This is a genomic window from Maribellus luteus, from assembly GCF_003576475.1.
Taxonomy (GTDB): domain Bacteria; phylum Bacteroidota; class Bacteroidia; order Bacteroidales; family Prolixibacteraceae; genus Draconibacterium; species Draconibacterium luteum.
This window is the reverse complement of sequence record NZ_QWGR01000001.1, coordinates 491,577-505,745: the sequence shown is the minus strand read 5'-3', so window position 1 is coordinate 505,745 and position 14,169 is coordinate 491,577. Positions and strand designations below refer to the sequence as shown.

The window sequence follows — 14,169 nt, the reverse complement described above, 5'->3', positions numbered from 1 at the left end:
CGAGATATAATGAAAAAATATATATTGACTCTTCTTATTTCAGGATTAACTGTTTCCAGCCTTTTTGCACAGGAAGAAAAGGAACCGGATGCACCGGTCAGCAACCCTTTTGAAAGCGGGATTCTGATTGATGCACAAACGACCGTAATTCCCGATGCAAAGACCCTGGAATTTGTGATCCAGCATAAATTTGGTTCAGTTGAAAACGGATCATCCGATTTATTCGGTATTTACGGTTCGTCAAACATTCGGGTAGCGTTAAACTATGTGCCCGTTAAAAATTTCCAGCTTGGTGCAGGTATCACCAAACGGAAAATGATGACCGACCTGAATGCCAAATGGACCATTTTCAAACAAACCGAAAGAAGCACCGTTCCGGTTTCGGTAGCACTTTACGGTGCAATTGGTATCGACGGACGTTCGTTTGATCAGTTTGATGGTTTAGGTTTTAAAGTCGAATCAAAAGCAGTGACCACAATGCCTGAATCTTTTGAATTCAATGATCGCTTATCGTATTACTCGCAATTGATCGTTGGACGGAAAGTTTGCAATGCATTTTCGCTTCAGGTAGGTGCCAGCTTTACACATTATAACACTGTAGACTGGGACAATGACCACGATATAATTGGCTTGCACGCCAATGCTCGTCTGAAATTCTCACCACAAGGATCACTGATTGTTACTTACGATCACCCGCTGAAAGTGAAAGATATTTCAGAACAGTATACCTGGGATCATTGGGCTGAGCCTAGCCTGGCAGTAGGTGTTGAGTTCTTTACCTTTACCCATGCTTTCCAAATGTTTGTTGGAACAGCCGACGGAATATTACCGATGGAACTAATGATGAACAACCACAACCCGATCAAAGGCAAAAGCTTTGCAATCGGTTTTACAATCACTCGTTTGTGGATGTTCTAATAACGTACTGACCATGAAATTGGTTAATAAAGATGGTAATATCGGGTAAAACGGTATTACCATTTTTTAATAAATGAACGAACTGTTTTCTATTGCACAAAAAGATACATACAACAATTAAAAATATACAGACCCATGAAAGTCTCCCTGTCAATTTTATTGTTTTTTCTCTGTCTCAGTTCCTCGGTGAGAACACAGGCACAGTATTACGACACCCCAAAAGAACACGATTGTTTGAAGTGTCATTCTCAGCAAACCTATTCATTTCATAACGAATTGATGGGAACCGATGACAAGAAGTTAATGAATCCCTATTATATCATTGATACTTTAGGGCTAAGAGAAGGAGTGCATAAACAGTTCGATTGTACCGACTGTCATTCATACGATTATACCACCTACCCGCATAACGCCAACCTGAAACTGGAGCCCCTGGCAACCTGTTTGGATTGTCATGGAGGAGATGAATCTTTTGCCAGCTACCAGTTTGATAAAATACAGGAAGAATTCCAGAAAAGTGTGCATTACCAGGCATACGGAGATAACTTTACTTGTGCTAAATGCCACAGCCAGCATACCTACACGGCAACTGCCCGAAACAGCAACAGTATTTTGGAAATTGTTGATTACAGCAATAAAATGTGTCTGTCGTGCCACAACGACATGAGGCGTTACGGTTTGGTTTCAGGTCAGGAAAATCCTGCCCTTATCGACGTCCACAGCTGGCTTCCTAACCAGGAACTGCACTTTAAACATGTTCGCTGTATCGAATGCCACACAGCCGTTGAGGACGACTTAATGGTTTCTCATAATATTCGCGCAAAAGAAGAAGCAGTAAGACGTTGTGCCGAATGCCACTCCGAAAATTCATTATTAAAAGCTTCGCTTTATAAATACCAAAACCTGCAGGAAAGAGCAGAGGACGGTAGCATTATCGGTGTCCTGTCAAACGAAAACTATGTAATCGGATCGCACCAGATACCCATACTTAGAACCATCAGCCTTCTTATCTTTTTTGCCGCACTGGGAGGCATTATTATCCACGGCATATTTAGGATCATTTATAAAAAGTAAACGCAATGAATTCAACTGAAGATAAAATCTACTTTTACCCGGTTTGGTTACGTATCTGGCACGGCATTAATGCATTGGGAATAATATTACTGATTGTTACAGGAATCACCATGAATTCCGGGTTTGAAAAAGGGCTGATTGAATTTGGACTGAATATGAAACTGCACAACTTTGCAGGTGCCATAGTTTCACTTAACTACCTGGTTTTCCTGTTGGGCAACCTGGTAACCAGCAACAAGAAATTCTACATTGTTAAACCCCGGAATTTCCTGAAACGCCCGATGAAACAGGCATACTATTATGCATGGGGAATGTTTCACGGAATGCAGACCCCCTACCCGCTTTCAGAAAAACGAAAATTTAATCCGCTGCAAAAATATGCTTACATCATGGTTATGTACTTTGCCGTGCCGCTGGTAATTGTTTCGGGTATCGGACTCATGTTTCCGGAACTTATTTTCAACCAGGTTTACGACATCAGCGGAGTACTGATTACTGCTGTTACACACTCAGCCATGGGATTTTTTATTTCCATCTTTTTGATCATTCATTTATATGTTGCTTCCATTGGTAAATCGCCGCTGGATAATTTCAGAAGCATTGTAAACGGCTGGCATCATATCACAAAAAAATAATTGGTATCAGAGAAAAGGGAAAAGTCAGAAATCAATAACAAAAACAATTCAGAAACAGAAACTAGCAAGACATAGCGAAATACATACAGTTTTCCGCTGAAGACTAAAACGTAGGTTAAACCAAAACTAATTATAATGCGGAGGAAATGTATAGGTTTACGGTTGCCGGAGAAAGAGGCTTCTGAAAGCACAGTCGCAGCTCCGGGTAGTTTTCTGAAACGGCAAAAAAGCTTAACAGTCCTGTTGGTGACGCTCTTTATAACGTCGCTTGCATTTGCACAGTCGAACGAAGATTGTGCCATGTGTCACGACGACCCGTCCCTGACCACCACCCGCAACGGAAGGCAAATTTCAAGATACATTCCGGGGAACATTCTCGAAAAATCGGTACACAGTTATCTGGAATGTGTTTCGTGCCACACCGATGCAGCCGTTGAAGATTTCCCGCATCCGGATACTTTACAGCCGGTCAACTGCGGCGAGTGCCACGACGATGCCATGACCAACTTCCTGGATGGAATACACGGGCAGGCTTTTACAAGAAAAGACAAAAATGCCCCGAGTTGCTCGGAGTGTCACGGTACCCATCAAATCATTCCTTCCTCCGATCCTCAATCTCCTACTTATAAAATGAACATTCCGGTGCTTTGCGGCAAGTGCCACCGCGAAGGAGCTCCGGTTGCCAGGGCTTACAACATTTCGGAACGCAACATTCTCGAAAACTACAGTCAGGGTATTCATGGAAGAGGCTTGTTCAACGCCGGATTAATCGTAACTGCCACCTGTAACGATTGCCACGGAAACCACCTAATTCTTCCGCATACCAACAGCCGGTCAAGCATTTCGCAAAAAAACATTGCATCCACCTGTATGAAATGCCATGCACGGATCGAGGATGTACATACAAAAATCATTAACCGGGAGCTGTGGGAGAAAAAGCCCGGTGCGATCCCGGCCTGTACCGATTGCCATCCGCCCCACAAAGTGGAAATGCAAAACCTGGTGGAAAACATCTCCGACAGAACGTGTTTAAAATGCCACGAACAGCCCGATATTCACAAAACACTTGACGGGCAACAGGTTTCGCTGCATGTGGATGTAAACAACCTGACCGTTTCGGCCCACAACAATATCACCTGTGTGAAATGCCACTCAGACGTAACAGCAACCTTAGCGCGCCCCTGCGAAACCGCCGACAAGGTCGACTGTTCCAATTGCCACGCCGAGGAAGCAGAAATATATTTTGAAAGCGGCCACGGCAGGGCTTATTTTTCGAAACACGAAAATGCTCCCTATTGTACCGACTGTCACGGAACACATTTGGTAAAAAAGAAAGACGACGAAACCTCTCCGGTCTTCCGTTCCGCAGTTCCGAAACTTTGCGGCGACTGTCATAAAAACAACGGGCAAGCGCTGGACGGTACAGACCTGAAAGAGAAAGATGCTTTTGCCGATTATTCGACAAGCGTACACGGCCGAAGTTTGGAAGAAAAGGGCCTTTTATCGGTTGCCATTTGTACCGATTGCCACACCACCCATTTCATGCTGAAGGAAAACGATGAACGCTCTTCTGTTAACCCGGCCAACCTGGCCAAAACCTGCGGAAAATGTCACAAAGGAATTTACGACGAATACATTGCCAGCGAACACGGTCATCAAAACAATACCGGTGAGTTAAAATTCCCGACCTGCGAAACCTGTCATACTGCGCATCATATTTCGGAGGTGCACCAGGATAAATTCATGTCGGAGATCACCAACCAATGCGGGCAATGCCACAAAGAGCTGGCTGAAACCTACCTCGAAACCTATCACGGAAAGGTACACCAGCTGGGATACTTGCAGGCAGCGCGGTGTTCCGATTGCCACGGGGCTCACAACATTTACCCGATGGACAATCCGAAATCCACCATAAATCCGAGAAACATTGTAAGCACCTGTCAGAAATGCCATACCGATGCCAACATGAAGTTCACCGGTTACCTCACTCATGCCACTCATTACGACAAAAGCAATTTCCCGTGGCTTTATTACACTTTCTGGGCCATGACAGCCTTGCTACTGAGTGTTTTTGCCTTCTTTGGGTTGCATACTTTGCTTTGGCTGCCACGCTCGCTCGGAACACTTATCAAACGCGAGAGTCACCCGAAACCGTTGGGCAAACAGTGGTACATCCGTCGCTTTTCAAAAAAGAACCGGATCACCCATATTTTTGTGATCTGTAGTTTTATACTTCTCGCACTCACCGGAATGATTCTAAAGTTTGCTTACATGCCCTGGGCCAAATCCTTATCCGGGCTGATTGGCGGTGCACATGTAGCCGGATTACTACATCGTTTTGCCGCCATCATTACTTTCGGGTATTTTGTTTTCCATGTTGTGTCGCTGCTCAAAATCAAGTTCCAAAAAGGAATCAAAGTCAGCAAGTTTATTTTCAGCAGCAACTCACTCATGTTCAACCGAAAAGACATTAAAGATTTCTGGGCCTCCATTAAATGGTTTACCGGTGTAGGTCCCCGTCCCAATTATGGCCGCTGGACTTACTGGGAAAAATTTGACTATTTCGCGGTTTTCTGGGGAGTGATGGTGATCGGCTCAACCGGGCTAATGCTTTGGTTCCCCGAAGTTTTCACAAAAATACTTCCCGGCTGGCTGATCAATGTGGCGCAAATCATTCACAGCGATGAAGCCCTGCTGGCTGTTGGCTTCATTTTCACCATCCATTTCTTTAATACTCATCTTCGTCCAGAGTCGTTTCCAATGGACACCGTCATCTTTACCGGCTATGTTCCAGTTGAAGAATACAAGGCCGACAGACCGCATGAATACGAACAATTAGAGAAATCGGGCAAGCTAAAAGATGTGCTGGTTGAGAAAGAATTTTCGCCGCAAAAGATGCTGTGGATTAAGATATTTGGCTTTGTTGCGCTTTTTACCGGTGTTGTTTTAATCGGGTTGATCATATACTCCCTGATTTTCCACTAAAAACCGTAACTTGAAAAATGTGATATTAAAGAGAATGTAAACAAAGTAAAAACAATAATAGATCAATAAATACAGTAGAAAAAGAGATGCAATGCAAGTACAGTTTGATAACATAATTTCACTATGCTTTTTGGTATATAGAAATCTTTTAAATTATAAAAGAGTATTGAAAGTTTAGTCGAATTTTGCCAAATTGCGTCGAAGACTTGCAGAGCTAAGCTAATTAAAACGAAGGAATTATGAAACGAGCATCTCAAATCATTGAACCCGTTTTTTTGATTAAATGCGAGTTCCCGGCCCGAAGGAATTCATACTGGCGGGCATATGATACTATTGAAAACAAACAATTTTAATCATATGAAATTACCATCATCCATCAAGAACTGGATTTCAATCGCAGGGGCAATGCTGGCTGTTTTTAACCTGGCATCCATCCTCTCTTTAATGATTTTGAACTCCGTGTTTGGATTCGGAGGTTCCTACATTGGGTTGTTTATATACATTGTCCTCCCGGGATTTATGATCACCGGGCTTATTATGATCCCAATCGGGATGCGCATCTACAAAAAAAGAGCAAGAAAGGCTGAAAAAGAAGGGAAACAGTTCAACTGGCCCGTTATCGATTTCAACAACATTGCCACCCGTAATGCATCCATCATTTTTATTGTTGGAACCGTGTTTTTACTAATCATATCATCGATTGGAAGTTACGAAGCTTTTCATTACACCGAATCGGTGGAGTTTTGCGGAAAACTTTGCCACCAGGTAATGGAGCCTGAATACACCACTTACCATGGCTCGTCGCACGAAAGAGTGGCCTGTGTTGAGTGCCACGTCGGATCGGGCGCCAGTTGGTATGTGAAAAGTAAACTTTCGGGTTTGTACCAGGTTTACTCGGTAATGGCCAAGAAATATCCGCAACCGATTCCTACGCCAATCGCCAATTTACGGCCCGCGCAGGAAACCTGCGAACAATGCCACTGGCCCGACAAATTTTACGACCGGAAACTAAGAATGAAACACTCGTTTCTTACTGATGAAGAAAACACGGAACAAATTATTCACCTGCAGGTAAAAACGAGTACACGAACTACTGCGGCAGGAATTGAAAAAGGAATTCATCAGCACATTAGCCCGGATGTAAAAATTGAATACAAAGCGGTGGATGAAAAAAGACAAATCATTCCGTGGGTGCGATATACCAACACAAAAACGGGAGAAGTTAAGATTTATACCGACGGTGATAATTACATGACCGAAGCCCAGCTCGATTCGCTGGAAACACGCACGATGGATTGCCTGGACTGCCACAACCGGCCGTCGCACAACTACAACGCCCCCCAGAATTTCATTGATAAGTCGATGAGCGAAGGGAAAATATCGACGGAACTTCCGGCAATAAAAATGGCCGCCATGCAAGCCCTGTACCAGGACTATCCGACCAAAGACAGCGCGTTTTATGCCATACAAACGCAGATTAATGAATGGTTCGAATCAGGCTATCCCGATATTGCAGAATCAAAAAAAGAAGAAATTGCACAGGCGATCCTGGAAATTCAGAACGAATACGCCAGCAATATATTTCCGTTTATGAAAGCCAGTTGGAAAGAGTATCCCAACAATATTGGGCATATGGAGTCGGATGGTTGTTACCGGTGTCACAACAATCGTCACGCTACAGAAACGGGAACGGTAATTTCGAAAGACTGTAACCTGTGTCACAACATCGTAGCACAGGGTACGTCCGACACATTAAGGTATGCAAACTCACTTACTCCGTTGGAGTTTGAGCACCCGGTAGATATTGGTGACGTTTGGCAGGAAGAACTTTGTTCATCGTGTCACTCGGCATTGTATTAGTAACGAATATAAATAACACAAAACAGCCATTCATATATTTGGATGGCATGTGATTTGAAATAGTGTATTAATCATTTAAATAGTAATGTTATGGTAAAAAAATTAATGTTATTAATGGGGCTGGCTCTCTTTATCAGTTCTGTATCATTTGCTCAGAATTATAAATACATTGGCGCTGCAAAGTGCAAAATGTGTCATAACAAACCTGAGAAAGGAGAACAGTTCAATAAATGGCAGGCAGGGCCACACGCCAATGCCATGAAATCGTTGAAAGGAGACGAGGCAACGGATCCCAAATGCTTGAAATGCCACTCAACCGCAGGAAGCGTAGACAAAGGTTTACTGGCCGGTATTAAAGTGGAAGAAGGCGTTTCCTGTGAATCGTGTCACGGCCCGGGTAGCATGTATAAAACGGCTGCCATAATGAAAAACAAAGAGATGGCTCTTTCCAAAGGAATGACCGAGCCTGACGAAGCAACTTGCAAGGCTTGTCACCTTGGTGAAAAACCGGAAGGTCACGTGGCGGCTAAAAAACCTTGGAATTACGCTGAGTTTGCAAAAGCTATCGCTCACGACGATCCAACAACCAAATAAGGTTTGTTTTTACTTTATTCTTGAAAATTCCTTTGTTTTCCGGAACAAAGGAATTTTTTTAGTGTCCTCTTTCCTCCAAAACAAACAATGAAATGGTTCGAATAAAATGCTTTTGATTATATTAAGCGCATCTAATAAATCCAACATATTACCATGAAAAAGTTTCTTTCATTTATCTTTTCAATGTTTTTCACCGGAATTCTTCTGGTCGTTTTTGCCGTTGCCATTGGCTATGCCACCTTTATTGAAAACGACTATGGAACCATAACCGCCAAAATATTGATCTACAATTCCAAGTGGTTCGAGATACTTATGATCGTACTTACCATTAACCTCATCGGGAGTATTTTCAAATACGAGTTATTTACCCGGAAGAAATGGACAGTGCTACTTTTTCATCTTTCATTTATTGTAATTCTGATAGGTGCCGCCATCACCCGCTACTACGGATACGAAGGATCAATGCACATTCGGGAAGGTGAATCAACCGATTTTATCGTATCCGAAGCCAATTACGTGACCATAAAAGCAAAGAGTGGCAACGAAACAGTTGAAACAGAAAAAGAAGTAAAATTCTCACCCTATACCGCCAATTCCTTTTCGGAAACCATCGAAGTTGGCGGACAAAGCATTCACATTAAAAATGAGGTATTTATGCCCTCGGCAGCCGAAAACCTGGTGGTTGATCCAAGCGGAGAACCCATTGTATCTCTGATCGCTGTTTACAACGGAGTACGCGCCGACTTTAACCTTCGCCAGGGCGATTTAAAGCATTTTGGTCCGATCTCGGTTGGTTTTGAAGCAGCCAAAAAGGTGAACGTACAGCTAAAACTCGTCGATGGAAGCATCGTACTGGTTTCATCCGATACCATCCAGGCTTCGCAAATGAACGAAAGCCAGTCGGAACTTATTCCAGCCGACTCAGCAGTTGCCGTAAATAACCAAAAAGTTTATACGTTAAACGGGCTGAATTTTGCCGTAAAACAGTTCCTTCAGAAAGGAAAAACACAACTGGTGTACCAGCAGGCACAACGTGGCGCACCAACCACCGATGCCATAAAAACCATTCTTTCATCGGGAGACGAAAGCAAAGAACTCGTTGTTTACGGGCAAAACGGAACCGTTGGAGATTTTTACACCACCCATATCAACGGAACGGAAATTTCCATCTCTTACGGAGCCAAAATCATTCAACTCCCCTTCGCTATTTATCTTGAAGATTTTCAGCTCGAACGCTATCCCGGCTCCAACAGCCCATCGTCGTATGCCAGCGAGGTGGTGCTAAAAGACGGAAGCTACGAAATGCCCTACCGTATTTTCATGAACAATATTCTGAAACACAAAGGATACCGTTTCTTTCAGTCGTCGTATGACACCGACGAGAAAGGAACCATTTTATCAGTAAACAGCGACAAAGCAGGTACATCGGTCACTTATTTCGGATACCTGATCATGGCCCTTGGAATGGTGCTGACCCTGTTTAACCGAAACAGCCGTTTTAAACGTCTGCTCAAGGCTTCGGCCAAACTAGCTGCCGAACGTAAAAAACTGATGGTAATGCTGGCCGCCGGAATTTTACTTTCATTCCCGGCACACTCGCAAAGCACAGCTTACACCGACATGGACAAAGACCATGTAAAGGCCTTTGAGGAGTTGCTGGTTCAAAGCCGTAAAGGACGCGTGGAACCCGTTTCAACCATTGCTTCCGAAATTTTACGAAAAGTTGCCAAGGAAACCAGCTGGAAAGGTCTGTCGGCTACCGAAGTATTCCTGGATATGCAGGCAAATCCTGAAAAATGGAAAAACATTCCGGTGATTAAAGTTGCCAATCCTGAACTGAGAAAAATGCTGGGAGCCCAAGGTAAATATGCCAGCCTTAATTCCATTGTTGTTCCGCGCGAAATGGGCGGTTACAAGCTAAACAAAATGGTGCAGGAAGCCTATGCAAAAAAGAGCAACCAGCGCAACAAGCTTGATAAAGAAGTAATAAATGTTGACGAGCGGGTAAATATTCTGATGCGTGTTTTTACCGACGGTTTCCTGAACGTATTCCCGATTCCGGGCGACGAGAACCACAAGTGGATATCCATTAATGAAACCCACGAAATGGAATCCGACGACGCTGCATTTGCACATCAAACCATCCAGGCTTATTTTAATTCGGTGGCCAGCAAAGACTGGGCAACAGCCAACCAGCTGCTTACCAACCTGAAAACCTATCAGCAAAAATACGGAGCAAAAATCTCTCCCTCGCCTACCAAGGTAAAACTGGAGGTACTCTACAATCAGCTCAACATATTTGGGAAACTGGCCAAAATATTCATGTTTACCGGTCTTATCCTTTTAGTTCTGCAACTGGTAACCTTGTTTAATCCCAAAATCCAACTCAGGTGGCTCAAAAATCTGGCTCTCATTTTCATCTTTATTCTTTTTGTGGCCGAAACAGCAGGTCTTGGAATCCGATGGTATATTTCGGAACACGCGCCCTGGAGTAACGGCTACGAGTCGATGATTTTTATTAGCTGGGCAACCTGTTTAGGCGGGCTTATTTTTGCAAAACGCTCTGAAATTACGCTTTCGCTCACCTCTGTTCTGGCAGGTTTAACACTGCTGGTAGCGGGTATGAGCTGGATGAGTCCCGAGATAACCAACCTGGTTCCGGTTCTGCAATCTTACTGGCTGATCATTCACGTGGCAATTATCACGGCCAGCTATGGTTTCCTCGGAATCAGCGCCTTGCTTGGATTCCTGAACCTGGTGCTAATGATCTTCAAAAACAAAAACAACGCACAACGCATCAATCTAACCATACGCGAGCTGGTCAACATTATCCAGATTTCGCTGATAATTGGTGTACTAATGCTCATTATCGGTTCATTTTTGGGAGGTGTTTGGGCCAACGAAAGCTGGGGCCGCTATTGGGGCTGGGACCCTAAAGAAACCTGGGCACTGGTAACCGTAATCGTTTACACCTTTATCACACACATGCACCGTATTCCGGGGCTACGTGGAAACTTTGCCATGAGCACAGCAGCCGTTTTAGCGATCAGTTCGGTTCTGATGACCTACTTTGGAGTGAATTACTACCTGTCGGGTCTGCATTCATACGCACAGGGAGAACCTGCTCCTATCCCCTCGGGAGTTTACGTGGCCATTATTGTAGTAGCCATTGTTGTAGTTGCTGCTTACATGGCCGAAAAAGTAAAACCAACCCCTGCCGAAGAGCTGGAAGAATAACAATTTTTACATATATGAAAGAACCACTCTGATCTTGCATTGGAGTGGTTCTTTTTTATCAGTCTTGCCCCAATAATCCATTTGCGGAAATTTATAAGACAAGCATTTGCCAACCTGACAAACAACATATCTAATTATCTATATTCTTTATTATATTTGCGACATCATTGATCTCCGAGCCTTTGCGCCTAAAACCATGTCAGGGCGAAAAGGCCGATGGGATGTCCCGGAAACAGGCCATCCTCCCGTATTCCCGGGTTATGGGAATAAATTGGAAAGGAGACGAGTCTTTCACACATCTATTGGTGTGTAACTCTTTGCTTTCCACAACTTTTTTAATTTATTTTGATAAAAAGGAGCGAATGAATACTTCCTCTGTCAATAATAAAATCTCGATACCACACCTGTTACTGATTGCAGGCAACGGACGTAACGTAGGAAAAACTTTTCTTGCCTGCAGCATTATCAAACAGCTTTCTCAGAAAACACCTGTGTGCGGAGTAAAAATCACACCGCATTTTCATGCTATTGACGAGAAGGATGTTCTTTTTAAAAATGACAGTTTAATTATTCTGGAAGAAAAACAACTGACTAAAAAAGACAGCTCTCTGATGCGACAGGCTGGTGCAGAGCGTGTTCTTTTTGTTATGACCCAAAAGGAGTCGCTGGGAGAATCGATGGAACAGCTTCTGACATTTTTTCCCGACTCTGCTATTGTTTGTGAATCGGGTGGATTGCATGAATACGTGGAACCGGGGCTTTTTCTTTTCGTTAATTTGAATGACAGGGAAATTCAAAAAAAGCATTTGCTCGGCTACAAGCCGGTTTACGTTCACAACTCCGGAAAGCATTTTGACCTTGACATAAATAAAATAGAATTTTCAAACCACGAGTTTAGACTACAACATGAGTAAGTTCGACGAAATACTATCGCTGATAAAACAACTTCCGGAGGTATTTGAAACTGAAGAAGTTGCCTTGCAGGACGCCTTTAACAGCGTGCTGCGCGAAGATGTGCTGGCAGATATGAACATGCCTCCCTTTCACAAATCGGCGATGGATGGTTATGCCTGCCACTTTGAAGACCTTGGCAATGAAATGGAAGTGTTGGAAGTAATTCATGCAGGAATGATGCCCACCCAAACGGTTGGACGTAACCAATGCTCAAAAATCATGACAGGCGCTGCCGTTCCGGATGGTTGCGATTGTGTTTTTAAAGTAGAAGATTCTGAAGAAGTGGCTGAAAAAACGGTGCGTTGTATAAACCTACGAACAGCCCGAAACATCTGTTATACCGGTGAAGATTACCAACAGGGAGACGTACTGATAAAAGAAGGAACAATCATAAGTGTTCCGCAAATGGCTGTTTTGGCAGGTGCCGGGTATGCCAAAGTAAAAGTTTCGGCGCGTCCCAGAATAACCGTGATTGCCACTGGCAGTGAGTTGGTGGAACCGCATGAAAAACCGGAACCCGGTCAAATCAGAAACAGCAATTCGAGCCAGGTAATTACGCAGCTTCGAAAAATGAACCTGGAAGTGGCGGAGAATCTTCAACTAAAAGACGATTATGACCTGTTGACACATAAGTTTAACGAAGCTCTAGAAAACTCCGACATGGTCATATTTACAGGCGGTGCGTCGGTGGGCGATTTCGATTTTATTCCGGAGATATTAAAAGAACAGGGCTTTAAAATATATTGGGACCGCACGGGGTTCAAACCCGGCAACCCGATGACTTTCTCGCAGAAAGGGAACAAATTTGCCATCGGTCTTTCCGGAAACCCGGTATCGTCGCTGGTGCAGTTCGAACTGCTTGCCAAACCGGCCATTTACCAACTAATGGGGGCTAAATACACTCCCACCCGGATTATGGCGACATTGAATTTCGACTATCGGCGCAAAAAAGCAGACCGTCTGGCCATTGTACCCGTTTATTTCGGCAACGATGGCAAAATTGAAGAAATACCTTTTCATGGTTCGGCACACATCAATGCACTTATTTCGGCCACTGCCTTAATGGAAATACCACTGGGTGTAGACACAATCAATAAAGGCGAAACTGTTTATGTTAGACCGCTTTAACCGCCATATAACCTATTTGCGCATCTCGGTTACCGATCGCTGTAACTTTCGCTGCGAGTACTGCATGCCCGCTGAAGGTGTGCCGTGGAAACCGCATGAAGAAATTCTGAGCTTCCGGGAAATAGCTGACATCGTAAAAGTTGGGACGAAACTTGGAATTAAGAAAATCCGCCTCACCGGAGGTGAACCACTCGTTCGCAAGGATCTGCCGGAACTGGTAAAAATGCTGGCAGAGATTCCGGAAATTGAAGAGATCGGAATGACCACAAATGGTGTTCTTCTTCCTAAATATGCCCAGCAATTAAAGGAAGCCGGACTAACGCGTGTCAACATTAGTTTGGACACCTTGGACCCGGAAAAATTCAAAAAGATAACCCGCTTGGGAAATCTTGACGATGTTCTGAAAGGAATAGAAGCCGCTTTGGAAGCGGGTCTTTTGCCGGTAAAAATAAACTTTGTGCGCATTCCGGGAGAAAATGAAGAGGACGAACAGGCAGTCAGGGAATTTTGCAAAAACAGGAACCTGAAGTTACGTTTCATCCGGCAAATGGATCTGCGCACCGGAGAATTTTACGCCGTAGATGGCGGCGAAGGCGGAGTTTGTAACATTTGCAACCGCTTGCGGCTTACGGCAGATGGTTTTCTTGTCCCCTGCCTGCATTCCGACCTTAGGTACAGCACCCGCGAACTCGGAATTGAAGAAGCTTATCGCAAGGCCGTTCATTTCAAACCAGAAAAAGGGATGAGCAGCACCACACACGATTTTTCAAATATTGGAGGATAA

Annotated in this window: 10 protein-coding genes and 1 riboswitch; all 10 genes read left to right on the top strand. The window is 43.9% G+C overall.

From position 1 onward, the window contains the following. Positions 1 to 9 precede the first annotated feature (9 nt). The 10 genes from D1614_RS01940 (at position 10) to D1614_RS01895 (ending at position 14,169) form a co-directional block, all read left to right on the top strand. Positions 10 to 918 (top strand): DUF5777 family beta-barrel protein, encoded by a 909-nt coding sequence (locus tag D1614_RS01940; RefSeq protein WP_119436183.1) that lies wholly within the window; start codon positions 10 to 12, stop codon positions 916 to 918. Positions 919 to 1,104: 186 nt separating this feature from the next. Further along, positions 1,105 to 1,992 (top strand): cytochrome c3 family protein, encoded by an 888-nt coding sequence (locus tag D1614_RS01935; RefSeq protein WP_162304379.1) that lies wholly within the window; start codon positions 1,105 to 1,107, stop codon positions 1,990 to 1,992. Between the two features lie 5 nt (positions 1,993 to 1,997). Continuing rightward, positions 1,998 to 2,627 (top strand): cytochrome b/b6 domain-containing protein, encoded by a 630-nt coding sequence (locus D1614_RS01930; RefSeq protein WP_119436181.1) that lies wholly within the window; start codon positions 1,998 to 2,000, stop codon positions 2,625 to 2,627. A gap of 135 nt (positions 2,628 to 2,762) precedes the next feature. Continuing rightward, positions 2,763 to 5,612 (top strand): cytochrome c3 family protein, encoded by a 2,850-nt coding sequence (locus tag D1614_RS01925; RefSeq protein WP_119436180.1) that lies wholly within the window; start codon positions 2,763 to 2,765, stop codon positions 5,610 to 5,612. A 357-nt stretch (positions 5,613 to 5,969) separates the two neighbouring features. Then, entirely contained in the window at positions 5,970 to 7,472 is a 1,503-nt protein-coding gene (locus tag D1614_RS01920; RefSeq protein WP_119436179.1) for a NapC/NirT family cytochrome c, read from the top strand. A gap of 90 nt (positions 7,473 to 7,562) precedes the next feature. Beyond that, positions 7,563 to 8,066, top strand: coding sequence for a cytochrome c family protein (locus D1614_RS01915; RefSeq protein ID WP_119436178.1), 504 nt, complete (start codon positions 7,563 to 7,565; stop codon positions 8,064 to 8,066). A gap of 153 nt (positions 8,067 to 8,219) precedes the next feature. Continuing rightward, positions 8,220 to 11,303 (top strand): cytochrome c biogenesis protein CcsA, encoded by a 3,084-nt coding sequence (locus D1614_RS01910; RefSeq protein WP_119436177.1) that lies wholly within the window; start codon positions 8,220 to 8,222, stop codon positions 11,301 to 11,303. Between the two features lie 160 nt (positions 11,304 to 11,463). Beyond that, positions 11,464 to 11,601: riboswitch (molybdenum cofactor riboswitch) on the top strand. A gap of 64 nt (positions 11,602 to 11,665) precedes the next feature. Next, entirely contained in the window at positions 11,666 to 12,217 is a 552-nt protein-coding gene (locus tag D1614_RS01905) for a P-loop NTPase family protein (RefSeq protein ID WP_119436176.1), read from the top strand. Beyond that, a complete protein-coding gene (locus tag D1614_RS01900) occupies positions 12,210 to 13,385 on the top strand; it encodes a molybdopterin molybdotransferase MoeA (protein ID WP_119436175.1) in 1,176 nt (391 codons plus the stop codon). The genes D1614_RS01905 and D1614_RS01900 overlap by 8 nt, the downstream gene beginning before the upstream one ends. Then, the gene (locus tag D1614_RS01895) at positions 13,369 to 14,169 is read left to right on the top strand and encodes a GTP 3',8-cyclase MoaA (RefSeq protein WP_119436174.1); all 801 of its coding nucleotides are present in this window, start codon (positions 13,369 to 13,371) and stop codon (positions 14,167 to 14,169) included. Before D1614_RS01900 ends, D1614_RS01895 begins: the two co-directional genes overlap by 17 nt.

Coding starts and splice junctions, on each gene's coding strand:
- D1614_RS01930 (WP_119436181.1), top strand. CDS start 1,998: ATGAATTCAACTGAAGATAAAATCTACTTTTACCCGGTTTGGTTACGT.
- D1614_RS01940 (WP_119436183.1), top strand. CDS start 10: ATGAAAAAATATATATTGACTCTTCTTATTTCAGGATTAACTGTTTCC.
- D1614_RS01925 (WP_119436180.1), top strand. CDS start 2,763: ATGCGGAGGAAATGTATAGGTTTACGGTTGCCGGAGAAAGAGGCTTCT.
- D1614_RS01895 (WP_119436174.1), top strand. CDS start 13,369: ATGTTAGACCGCTTTAACCGCCATATAACCTATTTGCGCATCTCGGTT.
- D1614_RS01900 (WP_119436175.1), top strand. CDS start 12,210: ATGAGTAAGTTCGACGAAATACTATCGCTGATAAAACAACTTCCGGAG.
- D1614_RS01915 (WP_119436178.1), top strand. CDS start 7,563: ATGGTAAAAAAATTAATGTTATTAATGGGGCTGGCTCTCTTTATCAGT.
- D1614_RS01910 (WP_119436177.1), top strand. CDS start 8,220: ATGAAAAAGTTTCTTTCATTTATCTTTTCAATGTTTTTCACCGGAATT.
- D1614_RS01920 (WP_119436179.1), top strand. CDS start 5,970: ATGAAATTACCATCATCCATCAAGAACTGGATTTCAATCGCAGGGGCA.
- D1614_RS01905 (WP_119436176.1), top strand. CDS start 11,666: ATGAATACTTCCTCTGTCAATAATAAAATCTCGATACCACACCTGTTA.